This window comes from Tychonema sp. LEGE 07196, from assembly GCF_963890365.1.
In the GTDB taxonomy this organism is placed as follows: domain Bacteria; phylum Cyanobacteriota; class Cyanobacteriia; order Cyanobacteriales; family Microcoleaceae; genus Microcoleus.
Window position 1 is genome coordinate 1 of record NZ_CAWPRX010000220.1, and the last position, 18,146, is coordinate 18,146.

The 18,146-nt window shown below is 47.1% G+C and carries 15 protein-coding genes; 8 read left to right on the forward strand and 7 right to left on the reverse strand.

Annotated elements, in window-relative coordinates:
- The first annotated feature begins 188 nt into the window (after positions 1-188).
- Positions 189-860, forward strand: coding sequence for a hypothetical protein (locus tag AACV78_RS28160; protein ID WP_194011787.1), 672 nt, complete (start codon positions 189-191; stop codon positions 858-860).
- A 5-nt stretch (positions 861-865) separates the two neighbouring features.
- Positions 866-2,935, forward strand: a complete 2,070-nt coding sequence (locus tag AACV78_RS28165; RefSeq protein WP_194011786.1) for an abortive infection protein — start codon at positions 866-868, stop codon at positions 2,933-2,935.
- Between the two features lie 305 nt (positions 2,936-3,240).
- Here AACV78_RS28165 and AACV78_RS28170 read toward each other — a convergent pair whose 3' ends face one another.
- From AACV78_RS28170 to AACV78_RS28185, 4 genes are all read right to left on the reverse strand, one after another.
- The gene (locus AACV78_RS28170) at positions 3,241-4,440 is read right to left on the reverse strand and encodes a DUF4335 domain-containing protein (RefSeq protein WP_194011785.1); all 1,200 of its coding nucleotides are present in this window, start codon (positions 4,438-4,440) and stop codon (positions 3,241-3,243) included.
- Between the two features lie 2 nt (positions 4,441-4,442).
- The gene (locus tag AACV78_RS28175; protein WP_194011784.1) at positions 4,443-5,069 is read right to left on the reverse strand and encodes a DUF3038 domain-containing protein; all 627 of its coding nucleotides are present in this window, start codon (positions 5,067-5,069) and stop codon (positions 4,443-4,445) included.
- 283 nt (positions 5,070-5,352) lie between these two features.
- Positions 5,353-5,835, reverse strand: a complete 483-nt coding sequence (locus tag AACV78_RS28180) for a hypothetical protein (protein ID WP_228042519.1) — start codon at positions 5,833-5,835, stop codon at positions 5,353-5,355.
- 329 nt (positions 5,836-6,164) lie between these two features.
- Complete coding sequence (locus tag AACV78_RS28185) at positions 6,165-8,456, reverse strand: cation:proton antiporter (RefSeq protein WP_228042520.1); 2,292 nt, start codon at positions 8,454-8,456, stop codon at positions 6,165-6,167.
- Between the two features lie 367 nt (positions 8,457-8,823).
- On the opposite strand from AACV78_RS28185, the gene rpsB reads away from it, so the two are divergent.
- The 4 genes from rpsB to recG all read left to right on the forward strand — a co-directional run bounded on the left by rpsB (position 8,824) and on the right by recG (position 14,772).
- Positions 8,824-9,654, forward strand: a complete 831-nt coding sequence (gene rpsB / locus AACV78_RS28190) for a 30S ribosomal protein S2 (RefSeq protein WP_194011783.1) — start codon at positions 8,824-8,826, stop codon at positions 9,652-9,654.
- 450 nt (positions 9,655-10,104) lie between these two features.
- Entirely contained in the window at positions 10,105-10,764 is a 660-nt protein-coding gene (gene tsf / locus AACV78_RS28195; RefSeq protein WP_194011782.1) for a translation elongation factor Ts, read from the forward strand.
- A 326-nt stretch (positions 10,765-11,090) separates the two neighbouring features.
- Positions 11,091-12,068, forward strand: a complete 978-nt coding sequence (locus AACV78_RS28200; protein ID WP_194011781.1) for a hypothetical protein — start codon at positions 11,091-11,093, stop codon at positions 12,066-12,068.
- Between the two features lie 214 nt (positions 12,069-12,282).
- Positions 12,283-14,772 carry an ATP-dependent DNA helicase RecG gene (gene recG / locus AACV78_RS28205; protein ID WP_194011780.1) on the forward strand — a complete coding sequence of 830 codons (2,490 nt, stop codon included), beginning with the start codon at positions 12,283-12,285 and terminating at the stop codon, positions 14,770-14,772.
- Positions 14,773-14,805: 33 nt separating this feature from the next.
- Here recG and AACV78_RS28825 read toward each other — a convergent pair whose 3' ends face one another.
- Both AACV78_RS28825 and AACV78_RS28215 read right to left on the reverse strand, forming a co-directional pair.
- Positions 14,806-15,066, reverse strand: coding sequence for a type II toxin-antitoxin system PemK/MazF family toxin (locus AACV78_RS28825; RefSeq protein ID WP_194011779.1), 261 nt, complete (start codon positions 15,064-15,066; stop codon positions 14,806-14,808).
- Positions 15,063-15,293, reverse strand: coding sequence for a hypothetical protein (locus AACV78_RS28215; RefSeq protein ID WP_228042521.1), 231 nt, complete (start codon positions 15,291-15,293; stop codon positions 15,063-15,065). The genes AACV78_RS28825 and AACV78_RS28215 overlap by 4 nt, the downstream gene beginning before the upstream one ends.
- Before the next feature lie 14 nt (positions 15,294-15,307).
- On the opposite strand from AACV78_RS28215, the gene AACV78_RS28220 reads away from it, so the two are divergent.
- Complete coding sequence (locus tag AACV78_RS28220; protein ID WP_194011777.1) at positions 15,308-15,481, forward strand: hypothetical protein; 174 nt, start codon at positions 15,308-15,310, stop codon at positions 15,479-15,481.
- On the opposite strand, the gene AACV78_RS28225 is transcribed toward AACV78_RS28220, so the two are convergent.
- Entirely contained in the window at positions 15,465-17,180 is a 1,716-nt protein-coding gene (locus tag AACV78_RS28225; protein WP_194011776.1) for an ATP-binding protein, read from the reverse strand. The genes AACV78_RS28220 and AACV78_RS28225 overlap by 17 nt on opposite strands.
- 585 nt (positions 17,181-17,765) lie before the next feature.
- On the opposite strand from AACV78_RS28225, the gene AACV78_RS28230 reads away from it, so the two are divergent.
- Positions 17,766-18,146 (forward strand): photosystem I reaction center subunit IV, encoded by a 381-nt coding sequence (locus AACV78_RS28230; protein WP_194011775.1) that lies wholly within the window; start codon positions 17,766-17,768, stop codon positions 18,144-18,146.

Consider the following 18,146-nt stretch of genomic DNA (forward strand, 5'->3'; position numbering starts at 1 on the left):
CGCCAGCCTGAATCTGTTGGATAATACTAGAACTCTTGCAAAAATCCAAAGCACCCCACCCCAACCCTCCCCTCCCGCGGGGAGGGAGCAAGATTATTCTTGTTTCTCCCCTTAATAAGGGGGGACTTGCGGGGGGTAAATTTGATTTTTGCAAGAGGTCTACTGTATAACTTTTGGAAAAAAAACCGATGACTGACCCTTTAAATAGCGCCTATCCGATTCCTTGGGAATGGATTAACGCCACTCATGCCAAACTGAGCTCCACTGGCGGCACCAGCCTCCGCTACTATCGCAGCCCTTCCCTAGTTTCAACTAACGGCCAATACGCGGCTTACAGTCGAATTGAGTTGCAAGTACAGCCGGAATTAGCCCAGTGTAGGGTTAGCAGCGTTATGTTTGTGGAAAATCTCAAAACCGGGGAATTGCAAACAGTGGCGGCTGCTTCGCCGCTGGCGGAAAGCGGAATGTATGCTAGCGATGACACAGATATGTCCGGGACGATCGCCATTTTAGTACCTGTTGCTTGGAATCAAGACGGTTCCCGCCTTCTCGCCCGCGAATTTGAAGCGCTGTTCAACTCTTCCGATATGTCCGACTACGCGGTCATTTGGGATAAAAATGATAACTACACTTATACTGTTGCTCCCGCTCGCAGTCTTTACACTCATGCTGTACTGTTGGGTTGGAGTCAAGTTTGCCCCGGACAAGTTCTGTTCCGTGCCGGTCATTTGGGCGATCGACATTGGCCTCTTTGTGCAGTAGATATGACCGGTCAAACAGTAGCTGTCAGCGAAGACAAACCCCTAGTTTTCGGCACTCAAGCCAGCGCCGACTGGATCGAACCTAAAACTCGTTTTTAGATACTATGGCAGCATCTTCTTCGATCTGGCCCACAATTATTTTACTTTCCGGTCAATTTTTAGACCAATTCATTTTGACTCTGGGGCTGATAGCCTTAGCTGTCGTTTTTGGTTTAACCGCTTTTATTTTTATTCGGGTTTTCCTCAATTGGTTCCAGGCGAAATTGGCAAAAAACCGCCATTTCAATCTACCGCTGTTCCCAAAAAAGGCTGACAATTCAACCGCTAACATTGCAGATCCTGAAAAAGTTTTTTTAGAACCCGTGTTCGTAAAAACCGACAGAAATTTTGTGATTTCCAGAGCAGAAAACGATCTCTTAGAAGAGATTGAACCGGAAATAATTTACAAAAATTCAGCAGCCGTTGCCCGTCTGTACAAGCCGATCGCTCTTTGGCAAGGACGCTTAATTTTGCCATCTCACGAACAGCGCCCGCCCAAAGATACAGTATTTTTGGAAGTAATAAATGCCCCCAAAAAATATCAAAATTTTCTGGGCAAAACAGTATTTTTGAAGTGGATAGCCAACCGCCAAGTTCAGTTTTTTGTCCACGCAGTCAGTCAAGATATCAACTTCACAAAACAAACGAAAAAAAGTCAAAAATCTGGTAACATCCATCCAGATAGGTTGAACGGCTGGCGAAATGTCGGCCCCTTGGAAACTTTGGCGGGTAGCAGACTCGAAGACAGCGTGACTGTGATGCTGCGGAGGCCGGTGATTGCGATCGACCACAGCAGCGGCCAGCAGGAACTAATTATCGATCGCGAACCGGTACAAATTATCGGCCGTTTGTGCGCCTTAGTTTCAATTTTACAGCGCCAAAAACCCGACGACAACAAATTTATTGTCCGGCATTTCAACAAAACATCCCAACAATTTGACGGCGCAGCAGAAATCATTCGGATTCCGCAAGTACAGCCCGACAAAAATGGCGTAGCGAGGTCTACAAATTACCTGATCGAACAATCGCCATTAAACCCCGACGGCTGGTATATTTACGGCGAAAGAGACGAAGACAGTATTTTTATAGTCCAAGCAATTGAACCGCGCAAAATTGCTCAGTTAATACCAGATGAAACATATTTTGGACTAAACAAATCTCTCGCTTATTTAAAAGACGAAAACTGGTCAAATACAGCGGCTCAAAAAGGACAAGCAAAAAGAGTATTGTTAATGCCAAATGAGGCAGCCGAAAACACTTTAGTCTCCCCTTGGGAAGAAGGAGATATCGGCATCGTGATTCACAGTTTCGGCGGTATTGGCGGCAAAAAAGGCGAATCTGTACCGCTGGGAATTGTCACCGGACATTTTGCTTTCGGAATCGCAAAAGTAGTGCGCGATGGATTTACCAACGAACTGCGTTTTGACATAGAATACAAACAAGTATACGCCCACAATCCCGATGGAATTGTCGCCGGTTCTAGTAAGTGGCAAAGTTACATGGGAGATTTGCAGCGTGGCTGGTTGGGCGATCGCCCGGTTTGCGATATCATTTGTAAATTAGACTGCGTGTGTTACGACTACGATTTTGACGGCATCATTTTGTCGCCTTTAACCGAGTTAAACCAGCAACTAGATATCATGATGGCGCGCTACCGCAGCGGAGACGGCACCGGCGCAACTTTAGTCACGCCAGCAACTTCTTGCGTCCAAGATTCCAGTCAAGCAATTTACGCTACTATTAAAAAAATTACTGCCGAAGTCGAGTCAAATTCTCAAATTCAAGACTGGCTGAAAACAAATCCTACCCACGCACAAACCGAAAGATTTCATCAGTTAGTAGTTTTGGGAGAGAGTTTAGGAAAAGTATTAATTCCCCTCGGTATTGTCCGGCTAGATTGGCGCAAAAATACGAGATTGGTAGGGATTGATTCGGAACAGAAAAAAAGCTTTTTTTCTGGCATCACGAACCTGCTAAAAGCTGTTATTAGTTACCGAACAATGCTTCCCAGACGCACTCAAGATGAAATCGCCAAAATTCTCTTAAAACAAGGATCGTTTTTGTGGATAATTCGCACCAATCAAGTTGGGGGATTCGATCCAGATATTAAGCCTCGCGCGCCGACAGAACTTTGAGGAATTGGTTTGTAGTGTGATGTTATATCGTTTCCGTTTGGATCGTCAGGTGATTTAACCGCAGAGTACACAGAGTACACAGAGTGAGAGAATATATATCTGAATCATTCCGATGCTACGGGATTTGATACTATATCGTTTCCGGTTGCGTCAGAATCATAAACTAGGGGGCAATTTATGAATGATTCTGACAAGTTGCCACCCTCAGATAGGCGCAATTTTAAGTGTTTGGAGTCAATCGTTAACAGTTAACAGTCAACCGTTAACAGTCAACAGTCAACCGTTAACAGTCAACAATCAACCCATTACCAAGGAGTGACTGCAACAGTGCCGCCCGGTGCAATAACTACTCGGAAATCAGCTAGGGGTTCTGCTGGTGGCCTGCTGCCAATCGGTTTGTAAAGCAACTCCGATAACGGCGCTTCGGATCGATCGACTGCTGCGGGATTCTCCGACTTATAACCGACAATCGCCCCATCCTTAGCCACACTCACGCGATAAACCAACTCCGCATCAACCGCAGGCTTAGTTTTCAAAACTCCGTCAATTTGCTGGGAAAGTTGGCCCTTCAACAGCTCGATTTCTGCCGGATCGGTAATCGGCCCGGCTGCAGCATCAGGACTTGGCAAAGCTTCAGAAACAGGACTGGGCGTGGTACTAGGCGAAGCCTCCGACTGCGGGGTGGTACTAGGCGAAGCCTCCGATTGCGGGGTGGTACTAGGTGAAGCCTCCGATTGCGGGGTGGTACTCGGAGTCGGCGAACTCGATTCAGCATTCGGAGTCCTCTCCCCAGGTAGCAAACCGTCAGCAGGCCTGGGAGTGGGGTTTGGCGAAGCCGATCCGCCCGGATTCGGCGTTCCCTGATTCTGCCCCGCAGGATTTGGCTGTCGCACCGGATCTCTCGGACGCTGGAGTTGCGGCACCGGCACCAAGAAAAAGGCCATCGCCGCCAAAGCCAAACTCGATATCCCCACCACCGCAGGCAAACTCCGCTTTGCCAAAGGTTCGGCGGACTTGATATAACGCTTGGAAATTGGGGTTAATTGCAGAGACAATTCTGGCAGCGTCTGGGTGTCGGCAAAAAATTGATCGATCGCCTCCACTAAGTCAAATAGCTGTACCGTCGTCAAATCTAATTTTGCCGACAGTTCTGTTTTTTGATCGATTTGGGTAGCGCTGCCTGTTTCGGCCGGTAGAACGGTCAAACGGTGCGAATTCTCGTCTATTCTGTGCAACTGCACCGTACTCAAATTCGGGCCGTAGCGATCGGGATAATGCACTCCACTCATAAATTCTTGGGCGTAGGTGCTGACAGCCCTCACCAAGCTTTCAAAAAACTCCCGTCCCCCGCTGAGGGGTTCGCCGATGCCTGTCACATAACATTCAGCGCTCATTAGTATAGAAAGCACTGGCCGTGTATCTAACTGGCTAGATACCGATCCGTCGCTCAACCCTTCCAGAACCAGGGTGCAATTCGGCAGACTGTACTGACGCCTAATAGTCATTTTTATTCCACTTCTCCATCAAACAAGCTAACCCAGAAGCGCTGCATTCCGGCCGTCCCCGTACAAAATAGCAGTTTGCTCAACAAGTTTAAAGCGAGTTCGTTGAGCTTCTCGTCGGAATTGTAAGCTGCAACTAGCGATCGCTTCGGGTTCATGCGCGATCGAAAATGAGCTCGAAAGCGTTCTAAATACTCAGCAAGCTGCAAGTTTTGGTTGAGGGGGATATTTCTCGATCGCAACTGCTGCGAATCTAGCAGCAACTGGCGAATTGTCGCGGTTAACTTGCGCGCCATATTACAGGCGATCGCCACCAGCGCTTTTGCCTCCACCACCGTCAGGGCTCGGCGCTGGGTATAGCGTCTCAGCGGGTTAGTATTCCGCATCATCCAAAAAGCAACCCGATTTTTGATAATTGACTCCAATTCCAGGTCTTTTGACACTGCCAGCATTTCTTCCGCCCCTCCGAGATACAAGGCTTCGATCGCCAGCAACATCAAATCAATTTGCAATCTAGCCCGACGGGGACATCCGCCATCGTTCGGCGACAAGTCTGGCAAACTGTCTAAAATCAACGGGTTTGACTCGGTAAGCAAAGTTTCTGACGGCATTAAGATCACGGGAACATCCATTCCAAACAAACTATACGGTTATCCGAGGTCTCTGGCATGACAAATTCTCAATCAAAGACTCCTCTCGGATACTTTATTTTTATCAATCACTTTTATGTGTCTTTTAAATTTAGCAGCAACCGACCGTCACGGGGGAGATCCGGTGGCAGGAGTTCGATCGTCCACCGCCCGTTTCCCCAGCCGATCCCTTAAAGCTTTGTGATTTCCCGCCGAAGCTGGGGAGAAACCGACTAGGACGATCGAACTTGACCATTCCCAATTCTCGATTCCCCATTGCGATCGATCAATGTTCCTGCTTCTGCGATTTCGCCACCGCTTCTCTTTGAGCCGTAAAATCAGTAGCCGCCGCCCCATCCCTCAGACTAATCTTTCCCTTAAGGGTGTCTCCCTCCAAAATTCCTCGCAGTTTAACAGAACTGTTTTGAGCGATCGCACTGGAGTCCCTGCAACCTTCTAAATTAGGAACCACACCCGACAAGCTCAATCCTTGAGTTTCCCACTTACCACCTAAAGAAGGTTTCTCCTCTGCTGTTTTTTTGCGATCGGCCTCGCTGCTACTTCGCAAATTACCGTTCAAATAAACACCAGATTGCTCGATTGTCAATACCAAAGCATCAGATTTCAGACATTCCGGCAAACTGTTAGCATCGAAGCGATAACTTCCCGCAAGTGCCGGAGGAGCCTTTAAATTTGTTTCGCCGTAAGCAGTTACCACCTTAAACAGCACGGCAACAATGGCGATGGAAATACCATAAAATGATAACATTTTGACATTAAAATGAGGCATAAGTTTGGTAATGGTTAGTGGTTATTTGTTATTTGTTATTTGTTATTGGTTATTTGTTGGTTGTTAGTTGTTGGCAGTTGGCAGTTGGCATTTGACAGTTGGCATTTGACAGTTGGTTGTTAGTTGTTGGCAGTTGGCATTTGACAGTTGGCATTTGACAGTTGGTTGTTAGTTGTTAGCTGTTAGTTGGCATTATGTCGTTGGCAGTTGACCGTTTGCAGTTGATAGTTTGCATTAGCTAATAACAAATAACAAATAACAAATAACAACCAACAACTAACAACCAACAACTAACAACCAACAACTGACTACCTTCGAGGAAGTACCGAAGCTAAGTGCGATCGCGCTTTAACGTAGCACCGTGCAATCAGCAGCGAAGAATGACACTGCACCGCCAATTCATCAGTATACTGTCCCAAGGTTTGGCGCTCAATTCCCCACTCCCGACTCGTACCCGCAATAGTCAAATCAGCATTAGCAGAAGCAGCAATCACGGCCTGAATTGGATCGGCAGCCTCCACAATAGGAGTTTCAATGCGCGATCGCACTTCAATAGGCAACTGTTCCATCACTCGCTGAAACTCGTAACTCAGCTCGTTTTCCTCCAACCCGTTTACCCCCACCCGCAGCACCGTCAAACGGCGTTCCTCGCTATTAACTAACAGTCTCAGCGCCAATTCTAAGCCCAAATCATCGTGAATATTTGCCGCATAAGGCACTAACAAATTATTCAACCGTTCCCGGCCTCTGTCAACAAAAATTGCTACATCCACCTTAGCGCTGCTGAGAATTTGACCGACACGCCCTCCCAAACGGTTGCTGCTAAAAGTCGGCCTGTGCCATCCTACCAAAATCAAATCCGCGCGATCTAGTTCCGCAATTTGCGCCGTTTCCCGCGCCACATCCTTAGTAACCCGAATGATCGGATGCACGAATTTTCTCGCCTCCGGGAGTTCCAAACTATCAATTAATTCTGATAATTTCAAGCGGCGCTCTTGAATAATGCGATCGGCTTCCGCAGGCGTACTTTGAAAAGCATAATCCTCATTGAATTCGATCAAACTCAGAGGATGAACCGCCGCCGACTGCAAATCGTTACCGCCCGTACCCGCAGCCGGCAGCGCCAGCCCTACTGCTAGTTGCAGCAAACCTTTCTGCGTGCTAGGATTAGCAACTGGTACTAAAATTCGATAAGTTTTCAGCAAGTTGTTAACTGTTTCTTCGCTGCTACTAGCAATTGGTAAATCTTCTAATTCTGAATCCTCAGAGCTAACTTCTGAAATATCTAACCGAATTAACCGTTTGGGATAAGTCCACTCCAGCAGCGGCGAAGTCATAAAAGTTGTGACTAATGCCATAATAACTAACATTGTAAATAGCACCGGCGAAATCACACCCAGAGAAAGACCGATATTCAATACAATTAGTTCAGTCAAACCGCGAGTGTTCATCATCCAACCCAGCGCAGAAGCTTCCCGGTTGCTGATGCCGCAGACTCTAGCAGCCGTGTAAGTGCCGACATATTTTCCAATAATTGCTACTCCCAAAACTGCGGCGCACAGCAGCCACAATTCGGGACTGTTGAGCAAACCGATCTGAGTACGCAAACCGCTGTAAGCAAAAAAGATTGGCAGCAGAAATATTAGGACAAAATCTTCGGTTTTTTCAGCTAATTCTCTGGTGAGTCCGGCATTTTTTGGCATTGCAGCACCAAGCAAAAATGCACCGAAGATTAAATGAATGCCGATCAATTCAGTAATTAAGGCAGAAGCTACAACTCCCATGTAAATTCCCGCCAGCACTAACTGCGTTAATCTGCCCGTGCGGTTGTAGTGCTTGGAAAGCCGCTGCAAGAACCAGCGGACTACAGTCATCATGAAACCAATGTAAATTAAAGATTCAATAATGGTGGGCAAAGCGCCCAGCATCGAATTAGTTCGAGTAACTGCGATCGCCACGGCTAACAAACACCACGCCGTCACGTCATCTACTGCAGCGCAAGTCAGGGCCAGCGTCCCCAATTTTGTATTCTGCAAGTTGTGTTCTGTAATAATTCTTGCCAGCACCGGAAAGGCAGTAATTGACATCGCAGCGCCCAAAAACAGGGCAAAGGCTGTAAATGAAACGCTATTATTTGAAACGATCGGGTACAGCAGCAGTGCTAGGATGCTTCCCAGAGAAAACGGCACTAAAATGCTGACGTGGGAAGTTAAGATCGCTACATCTAAATTGTTTTTGAGATACTTAGGGTTCAGTTCTAAACCAATCAAGAACATGAAAAATATCAGCCCCACCTCAGATAGCACGTTGAGGAAAGGAACGGCTTCGGCTGGAAAAAGTGCTGTTGCTAAATCTGGTGCAACTAAGCCAAACAGAGAAGGCCCCAGCATAATTCCGGCTACAATTTCTCCAATGACTTGAGGTTGTTTGATCGATCGAAATGCTAAACCGACAAGTCTCGAAAGTGCGATCACAATTAGAACTTCAAGCAAGACGAGAATGGGGATGGGCATGGCGTTTTTAGCTTTGGGATTTTTGCGGTGCCAGAGGGAACTCGTAAAGCCGGTAGAATTGCCGATCGAACAAAATGAATGGCTCAAAGCTCGATCGAACTAAAGAAGGCGCAAGACACGCACCAACAACGCCATTGTCTCACAACCTAACTAAGGCTTTGACAACCTTGTTATATGGATTTTTTGTTTTTGTAAGAAGCGCTTGCGAGTAACTCGCAACCGTAGGGTACGCCCCACGCACCAAGCCAGCCCGCATCTGGTTCCCTTGGGGGCTCACCCTACGGATAACCCAACCAAATGGCGATCGGATTGTCAGCAAAACTGGTGTGTCCTGTGATAAACTAGACAAGTTGTTTAAGTTCGCACATCCGGGTTTTCGGGTGTTTCCAAGGTGCAAATCTTGAGAAATACTACCGGGTGGAGGATTAACCCGAATACAGGAGTTTAAAATACAATGCCAGTAGTCAGTTTGGCTCAAATGCTAGAGTCAGGAGTTCACTTCGGACACCAAACCCGCCGGTGGAACCCGAAAATGTCTCCCTACATTTTTACAGAGCGCAACGGGGTTCACATCATCGACCTCGTGCAAACCGCTCAGCTCATGGAAGATGCCTACGAGTACATGAGAGTGGCCTCAGAAAAAGGCAAAAAGTTTTTGTTCGTGGGTACAAAGCGCCAAGCTGCCGGGATTGTAGCCCAAGAAGCTCAACGCTGCGGTGCTTACTACGTCAACCAGCGCTGGCTTGGGGGAATGCTCACCAACTGGACGACGATTAAGTCCCGCGTGGAGCGCCTCAAGGATTTGGAGCGCCGCGAGGAAATCGGTGCCCTAGATTTGTTGCCGAAAAAAGAAGCTTCGGTGCTGCGCCGAGAACTGGCAAAACTCCAGAAGTATCTGGGCGGAATCAAAACTATGCGTAAGATTCCCGACGGAGTTGTACTCGTAGACCAACGCCGCGAATATAATGCTGTGTTGGAATGCCAAAAGTTGGGAATTCCCATCGTCTCTCTGTTGGACACCAATTGCGACCCGGATTTGGTTGACATTGCGATTCCAGCAAATGACGATGCTATTCGATCGATCAAGCTGATTGTCGGTAAGTTGGCTGATGCCATTTACGAAGGTCGTCACGGTCAGCCCGGTGGCGACGGTGACTACGACGACGACTACGAAGGTGGCTACGAAGGCGCTGAATATGATGGCGAAATCGAAGAATTGGATGACCCCAATTATGTAGACCCCGACGAAGCCGCTGAGGCCGAGGGCGAAGAAACCGAAAGCTAATATTGCGATCGGAATTTGACACCAGGCAATTAAAAATTAAAGATTGAAAATTAAAAATAATTATTATTTTTAGTTGGATATTTTTGATTTTTAATTGTACATGGCACGAGTCTAAGTCAGTCGATTTTAGATTTTAGATTTTAGATTTTAGATTTTAGATTTACTATCGCATTGAATCTGGGAACTTTAAACTTGAGTCTAAAATTTGGGAATCTCAACTTCTGGCGTGGGCAGCTTGTAGCCGTTTTGGGCGTGGTCATTAGTAGACTTCTGGCAAAATGATTCATTTGTCTTAATCTGTGGCGCATTTAAATTGCATATTCGGGGCGCTCCTCAAAGTCCGCTCCACAAGAGTTTGATTATTTCTTGACATCCAATTTAAATGCTGCAACAGTTTAGTGACTAATGACTAATGACTAATAACTAATTTTGATTGGGAACTTAAGGAAGATGGCGGATATATCTGCAAAACTTGTTAAAGAATTGCGCGACAAGACTGGCGCTGGCATGATGGACTGCAAAAAAGCCCTCATTGCAAACGAAGGCGATATCGAAACATCCATTGAGTGGCTGCGGAAAAAAGGTCTGGCTGGGGCTGACAAAAAAGCCGGACGGGTTGCCTCAGAAGGACTCGTAGGCAGCTACATTCACACGGGCGGCCGCGTGGGAGTGCTGGTGGAAGTTAACTGCGAAACTGATTTTGTGGCACGCCGCGAAGAATTCCAAAGTTTAGTACGCAATATTGCGATGCAAATTGCAGCTTGCCCGAATGTGGAATACGTGAACCTTGAAGATATTCCTGCCGAAATTGTCGAAAGAGAAAAGGCAATAGAAATGGGCAAGGATGACTTGGGCAACAAGCCGGACAATATCAAAGAAAAGATTGTTCAAGGGCGGATTGACAAGCGCATGAAAGAGTTATGTTTGATGGATCAGCCTTTTATTCGAGATCAAAATATCTCGGTGGAAGAGTTGGTGAAACAAACCATCTCCCAAATCGGAGAAAATGTCCAAGTGCGCCGCTTCGTGCGCTTTGTGTTGGGCGAAGGCATTGAGAAGGTAGAAGCTAACTTTGCCGATGAAGTAGCAGCCCAAATGGGTGTTCAGTAATTCACAATTAAGATTGGGAATTGAAATTAAAAATGTGAAAAGCTAATTTTCACATTTTTAATTTTTAATGACAAAATGGGTTTAAAGTAGTCGTAGGGTGCGTCGTCCTCAAAAAATACCAAACAAATATCGACAATCTTACAGTGACGCACGTAAGGTAATTTATCGAAAATTGTACTAGAAAACAATTGTTGGCTTTGTTTCCACGGATCGGAAGTGTCAGGTAGTCGCCTTCAGATTATCGATTGAATTTAGAGATTGTTTACGGCGACACACCCTAGGAATTTTTAGTTTTATACGTCCTATTTTAATTTTATACGGGAGATATGGTGGGAGCAAGAGAACGCATAGAGCAAGATTTGGCAGGACTAGAAGAGAGTTTAGCAGCCTTGAATGTGGAGTTTCGCAGTACATACGACAGTTATTTAACTTCCTTGGGACAAGCGGTGCGGCAGCAGTTAATTTTGGCTTGCTATCACCTTTGCACTCAATCCGCGCCGGAGTCGTTTCTCAAGTTGTCCTTCGATGGGCGGCAAAAAATGCAGCAGTCTGTAAGGCTTTTGGCTGCTGCGTCGGAGGAAAAATTGCGATCGCTAGTGACTGAATCAGAAGCAGAGGAAGAGGAAGAGGAAGAGGAAGAGGACTTCGACAAAAACGAAGAAGAGGAAGAGGAAGAGGAAGAGGAAGAGGAAGAGGAAGAGGAAGAGGAAGAGGAAGAGGAAGAGGAGGAAGAGGAAGAGGAAGAGGAGGAAGAGGAAGAGGAAGAAGAGGAAAAGAAACAACTTTCAGCCATTAACTATCTATTTTCAGTGGCAAATTATCATGCGCCAAATGCTAATTCTCCCGAAAGTTTGGCGCGCTGGCAAAATAGTATTGAAAAGTCGATCGTCCTGATTCTCAAAGTGCTTTCTCGTGACACCAACCGCTTGCTGCAACAGTCGGGAATCTTGCCCAATCAATTGCCAGAACCTATTCTAGAAGCTGCTTATGCTGCTGAAGCTTCCGGCGACAGCGTTGCTGGGCCGCCTAACTTATTAAACTTAATCGTTCAAGCCGATAGCTCTTCGGCACCGCCAAACTTAGCACAACAAGCACAGGTTACTATGGCGGTGCACATTACAGCAATTAAACTGCGGTTGTCAGAAATAGAGTTTGCCGATGCGGGAACCTCGGCTTGGCGTCAGCAAATTCGCAACCTCTCTGTGAAGTTAAACTCCCTAGGCCGCGATTACCAGAAAAAGCAGCGGGAACTTGCTGTGGTGGAGGCTGAGTCGGCTTGGCGATCGAGTTGGTTTGAAGATTAGTCAGTTGGTTGTTGGCAGTTGACAGGAAAGTAGTTGGTAGTTGGTTGTTGGCAGTTGGTAGTTGGTGGTTGGCAGTTGTTAGTTGGTTGTTGGCAGTTGTCGGCAATTCTTGAGCTATGATTAATAACTAATGACTGAAGACTGATGACTGATGACTGATAACTGATGACTAATAACTAATAACTAATAACTAATAACTAATAACTAATGACTGATGACTAACAACCAACCAGAATGGCAGCGATTGCAAAAAGCTCTTTCAGTAGAAGCCGATCGCGGATTTAACGACATCCAGGGCAGTCAATACCGCTTCAGCGAGTTTCTCGGCTTGAGTTTGAGACAGTTAGCCGGTGTTGTGGCGGCTTCTGCAGCGCGCGATCGCGCCAGACAACTAGCTGTGGAATTTGACATCTACCCGCAGAAGGATCTCGAACAGCGCCAGCATTCGATCGCCATTACGGTGAGTTTTCTCAGACAAATGGAGCAAGTTTGGGAAGAACAAACGACAAAAGTCAGATCCGCAAACGCCCCCGAGTCGGCCGCCCCAGCCGTTTCCGTTCCCCGAACAGCACCGCTGAGTGCGGCACCGCCACCGCCCAGCTTGACCCTCGACCAACCCCTAACCCGCGTCACCGGCATCGGCCCCGCCAACGGCAACCGCTTGCTAAAACTCGGTTTAAACACTGTATACGACTTGCTTTACTACTATCCCCGCAATCACATCGACTATGCAAAGCAAGTACAAATTCGCGAGTTGGTAGCGGGAGAAACTGTCACTTTAATCGCCGAAGTAAAGCGCTGCAATTGCTTTTCTAGCCCGAAGAATAAGAAATTAACAATATTAGAAGTAATCTTAAAAGACCGCACGGGAGAAATAAAAATTAGTCGCTTTTTTGCCGGGCCTCGCTACAGCAATCGCGGCTGGCAAGAATTCAAAAAGCGCGAGTATTGTACTGGTGCGGTGCTGGCTGCTTCGGGGTTGGTGAAGCAGGGTAAATATGGCATTACTTTAGAAAATCCCGAGTTGGAAGTATTAGACGACTCCGGCGGTGCGATCGAATCTATGAAAGTCGGCCGCCTGATACCTGTTTATCCGCTGACGGAAGGGGTAGATGCGGGTTCGGTGAGGCGATCGATTTTGGCTGCGATGCCGGCGGCGAAACTGTTGCCGGAATCGCTACCGGATGATTTGCGCGATCGTTACAGTTTAATGGGTTTAGCGGATGCCGTGACTAATATTCACTTTCCGCTCGATCGCGATTGCTTGTCCGCCGCCCGCCGCCGCTTAGTTTTTGATGAATTTTTCTACCTGCAATTAGGACTTTTGAAGCGTCGCCAAACCCAAAGAAAAGCCCAAGCTAGCGCAGTCATTCTTCCTAGTGGCAAATTGATCGAACATTTCTATGAAATCTTGCCTTTTGCGTTGACTAATGCTCAAGAAAGAGTAATTAACGACATCCTCAACGATTTGGCTTCGCCGCAACCGATGAACCGATTAGTACAAGGCGATGTCGGCGCGGGCAAAACTGTAGTCGCTGTAGTCGCAATGCTGGCAGCAATTCAATCGGGCTATCAAGCGGCTTTAATGGCACCGACAGAAGTTTTAGCAGAACAGCATTACCGCAAATTGGTAGGTTGGTTTAATTTGATGCACTTGTCTGTGGAACTGTTAACTGGTTCGACAAAAGTAGCCAAGCGCCGAGAAATTCACAGCCAGTTAGAAACGGGAGAATTGCCAGTTTTAGTCGGAACTCACGCCCTGATTCAAGATACAGTAAATTTCCACAAATTGGGTTTGGCGGTAATTGATGAACAGCACAGATTTGGGGTGCAGCAGCGGGCTAAATTGCAGCAGAAAGGCGAATCTCCCCACGTTTTGACGATGACGGCAACTCCTATTCCCCGGACGCTGGCGCTGACGCTGCACGGCGATTTAGACGTGAGTCAAATTGATGAACTTCCCCCCGGTCGTCAGGCGATTCAAACGACGGTTCTGTCGGCAAAAGAACGCATCCAGGCTTACGATTTGATTCGCCGGGAAGTGGCGAGCGGCCGTCAAGTTTATGTGGTGCTGCCGCTGGTGGAGGAGTCGGAAAAGTTGGATGTGCGATCGGCAATTGAAGAACAAGAAAAACTTCAAAGCAGTGTATTTCCTGAGTTTAAGGTGGGTTTGCTCCACGGCAGGATGAGCAGTGCGGACAAAGACGAGGCAATTACCAAGTTTCGAGACAAAGAAACTGATATTTTAGTATCTACAACTGTGGTGGAAGTGGGAGTAGATGTGCCGAATGCTACGGTAATGCTGATTGAAAATTCGGAGCGTTTTGGACTGTCGCAATTGCACCAGTTGCGGGGTCGAGTCGGTCGGGGCAGCAACCGTTCTTATTGTTTGTTAATGCCGGGTTCTAAGACGGCGGAAGCTATGCAGAGAATGAAGGTTTTAGAACAATCTCAGGATGGTTTTTTTATTGCGGAAATGGATATGAGATTGCGGGGGCCGGGTCAGGTTTTGGGAACTCGGCAGTCGGGTTTGCCGGATTTTGCTTTGGCGAGTTTGGTGGAGGATCAGGAGGTTTTGGAGTTGGCGAGGGCGGCTGCTCAAATGGTAATTGAGAATGATGAAACTTTGAATCAGTGGCCTGTGGTGCGGGATGAGTTGGAGAGGAGATATCAGCGGATGATGAGCGGGTCGATTTTGACTTAAGAAACCCAAAAACCCCGGCGGTTGAAACCGCGGCTACACACACAAAACCCGCCTGCGCGGGTTGAAGATTTCACCCGATGATTTTCCATTTCCGAATACCCTCTTCGTCCGCGCACCATCCGGACATTGTTTGTGTAGACGCGGTTTCCAACCGCCGGGATTTCTGATAACAGTAGTCGTGTATCTCGAAATTGTATCGTTTTGAAAAATAATTGTGGGACGCACGCCTGCTTGTTCGGAACCTTGTGTGGGATCGAGGTTGGCAATCTGGATTTCACCTCGTCTGATTGTCATGCCAAATCCTCATGTTTGAGGAGTTCTGAATATTCGCTGATTCCGAGTTCCGCAAGTTGTCGGTCTTCTTCGGCAAATTCGCTGTAGAGTTCAGCTAAGTTAGTTTCATCGATCGCAGGAATACTCACTAATCTGGCACGGAATTTCAGGAAGGCTATAAATTCAAATACTTGTTGGAGTTGTTCTCGATCGAACTTTTCTAATTCTTGTTGGATTAACTCTCTCATGACAGTCATTTTTGTTGTCAAGTTTTCTGTATTATAGCCCGATCGCCCATCAATCCAAAAATGCGATCGCCCATCAACCCAAAAGTGCGATCGCGGGGCCCCAGAAACCGGGTTTTTTCCGAAATAATTCCCGAAAACCCACAGCTTCGGGGAAAAACCCGGTTTCTTGGATTATCGATCGCCGCTAACTCCCTCTTCAAAATCCACCAACCTCCCCCACAAATGCCCTGCAAGTTGCGTTTTATCCTTCTCCAAAATATGCGCCGACTTCCTAATTGCCCCTTGAATCAACCCCAAACCTAACCGCCATTTCCATCCGCGCCCAATGCTTCTCATTTGACGGTTAATCCAACTCTGAATTGACGCGCTGTTGCTGGTGCGTTTGTCAATATAAACCTTGACATCCGCCAAACTTTCTGCACTGTACTGCATCAAATCAAAAACTTCATGATTTGGCAAAGGCAGAGTTTTCGGCTGCTTGGAAACAATAAAATAAACATTATCCGGCAAAGCATCCGGCAAATACAAAACATTGCTGCCGCGCCCCTGCAAACTGAGATCCACTTCATCCAGGGCATCCACTACCACAATCAACTTTTTGCCTCCCAATTTAGCGCTGACTTCCCCCAACAATCGACTCAGAAAGTTGCCATCTCTGCTCGCATTTTCCGGCATTTGCGGATAATTTAGTTGAAAGCCTCGAATTAACTGAGTGCAGGCATTTTCCAGGAATTGTTCTGCCAGAACAATCCCTTGAGATTGCGAGTTAAAATGGGCAACGCAGCGCCGCTTCAGCAGCAGCACTAACTTTGCCATAATTGAACTTTTCCCGACTCCCGGATCTGCTTCTAAAACAAAATAGCCTTTGCGATTGTTCTGCAAAAATTCGGCAATTGCTGCAAACACAAATTGGCGACCGGTAAAGTCTTGAGTCCGGTCTTGAATAATCGTTTCGCACTCGTAGGGAAGCGGCAATCTGGGCGTATCAGTATCAACAAATCGTTGCAGCAAGTTCTGAATTTGCGCCAAATCATCCCGGATGCCAATTTCCATCGCCTCCAATTTTACCATCACTTGACAAATCTGCTGCTGCGTCGCCAAACTCTCCAACTTTTGCAGAATTTCCCCATTTTTCAGCCCCAAATCCTTGAGCTCGACTAACGCAATTTGGTGCAAATTCAACAGCATCGCGGCAAACTTTTCTCCTCCCTTCGCCGCATCCAGTTTCAGCACTTCGCGGTAGGCTTTCGGGAATGTTGTATACAGCTTTTTCGCCACAAATTCCACAATTGCCGCATCGAAGGATTTGCCCTCGCTGCGGGCAAATTCCTGCAGGAAAGTTGCCCAATCTTCCGGTGTCAATCCCGTGACGCGATCGAACTCTTCGACATCCGCAGAAAAAATCTTGGTTAGCTGGTCTTCGGAAATCTGCAAACCCCTTGACAAGTCGGCTGTATTCGTGTTAATATCCAGCCAGTATTTGGGAATTTTTTGGGCTAATTTATTTAAAGCCTGTTCTGGAGAAGGCAAATTTTTGCTAAGGGCGATCGCCTTTAATTCCTCCGACTCCGCCACACCCTTGAGAATATAGCCGATCGCCTCACCCGCCACCTTAATCAAATCGTGATTGTCCAGAATCTTCGGATTTTTCGCCAATTTTTCCGCCATCCGATTTCCCAAGTCATTCGCCGCGATATTCCCCGCAATACCACCAGCGATCGCAGCTAAGATAGAAACTCCCCCAAGTGCGATCGGGCCACCCATCATACCCGCTGCTGCTTGAGTTGCCGGATTGGCGATCGCATTAGAAATAAGCTGCCCCACAGCCATCACCGCACTGCATCCAAGAACCCTAACTTTAGTATTAGCTAAATCTACTAACGGCATTTTAAATAATTCCCATACTTTGCAGTAGTTTAGCGCGGCGAGATAATTAAATACAAGGTTAATTAATTTCACATTTTGCACCATTCTTAATAACAAACAAAATGCCTGTTCCATAAAAAACTCTTCTTGTGGGGTTGGTGTCTCGCCCGCCCAAAAAACACAACAGTCTCGCCCGTCCAAAAAACACAGCCGCCCAAAAAACACAGCAGTCTCCCCCGCCCAAAAAAACACAATGGCAGATTCTTTCAGTCATCTTTAGACAACTTGAGCCGTGAAACAGAGGTTTTCCAGCCCTGGCGGCCCCAACAACTAGCGCCAGATATTTGTGCACCCGTCCCGTTAACCGATTTGTAAACTTTTTTATAGATCCGATCGCCCTGCTTTTTTTTGACGGATAATATCTGTTTATTAATTTTTTAACTCTAGCGATCGCCCACAAAAAAATTTACTTTTCTTTACAAAGTAGCAACGAAAAAACAGAGCCCCAGGCAAGAATTTCGTTACAGACTTTAAATGCGGCGCGCGATCGACTAGAGTAAAAAAAATGGCTTTATCCGTTTATTCATCGCAAAGGAAACAAAGCTCATGGTTCAACGCGGTTCGACAGTCCGGATTCTTCGCAAAGAATCCTTCTGGTATCAAGAAGTGGGCACCGTTGCTACGGTAGACCAAAGCGGCATTAAATACCCTGTTATCGTTCGCTTTAACACCGTAAATTATGCAGGCGTCAACACCAACAACTTCGCCCAAAGCGAAGTAGTGGAAGTGGCCGCACCCAAAGCAAAAGCCAAAACAGCCACTCCAGCAGCTTCCGGCGGCAAGCAAACCACCGTAGATCCGAAAACCCGCAAAACAGGCAGCGGAGCAACCCCCCAGCAGCCGAAAACTTCGACCGGCAGCAAGCCTGGTGCAGAAGTTCCCGGCAGCGTCGAAGGTTCGCCAAATCAAGGAACAGAACAACGCTAA

Bases quoted from the DNA above. Each gene is read 5' to 3' on its own strand.
- AACV78_RS28160 (WP_194011787.1), top strand. From the start codon at position 189: ATGACTGACCCTTTAAATAGCGCCTATCCGATTCCTTGGGAATGGATT.
- AACV78_RS28165 (WP_194011786.1), top strand. From the start codon at position 866: ATGGCAGCATCTTCTTCGATCTGGCCCACAATTATTTTACTTTCCGGT.
- AACV78_RS28170 (WP_194011785.1), bottom strand. From the start codon at position 4,440: ATGACTATTAGGCGTCAGTACAGTCTGCCGAATTGCACCCTGGTTCTG.
- AACV78_RS28175 (WP_194011784.1), bottom strand. From the start codon at position 5,069: ATGGATGTTCCCGTGATCTTAATGCCGTCAGAAACTTTGCTTACCGAG.
- AACV78_RS28180 (WP_228042519.1), bottom strand. From the start codon at position 5,835: ATGTTATCATTTTATGGTATTTCCATCGCCATTGTTGCCGTGCTGTTT.
- rpsB (WP_194011783.1), top strand. From the start codon at position 8,824: ATGCCAGTAGTCAGTTTGGCTCAAATGCTAGAGTCAGGAGTTCACTTC.
- tsf (WP_194011782.1), top strand. From the start codon at position 10,105: ATGGCGGATATATCTGCAAAACTTGTTAAAGAATTGCGCGACAAGACT.
- AACV78_RS28200 (WP_194011781.1), top strand. From the start codon at position 11,091: ATGGTGGGAGCAAGAGAACGCATAGAGCAAGATTTGGCAGGACTAGAA.
- recG (WP_194011780.1), top strand. From the start codon at position 12,283: ATGACTAACAACCAACCAGAATGGCAGCGATTGCAAAAAGCTCTTTCA.
- AACV78_RS28825 (WP_194011779.1), bottom strand. From the start codon at position 15,066: ATGACAATCAGACGAGGTGAAATCCAGATTGCCAACCTCGATCCCACA.
- AACV78_RS28215 (WP_228042521.1), bottom strand. From the start codon at position 15,293: ATGAGAGAGTTAATCCAACAAGAATTAGAAAAGTTCGATCGAGAACAA.
- AACV78_RS28225 (WP_194011776.1), bottom strand. From the start codon at position 17,180: ATGCCGTTAGTAGATTTAGCTAATACTAAAGTTAGGGTTCTTGGATGC.
- AACV78_RS28230 (WP_194011775.1), top strand. From the start codon at position 17,766: ATGGTTCAACGCGGTTCGACAGTCCGGATTCTTCGCAAAGAATCCTTC.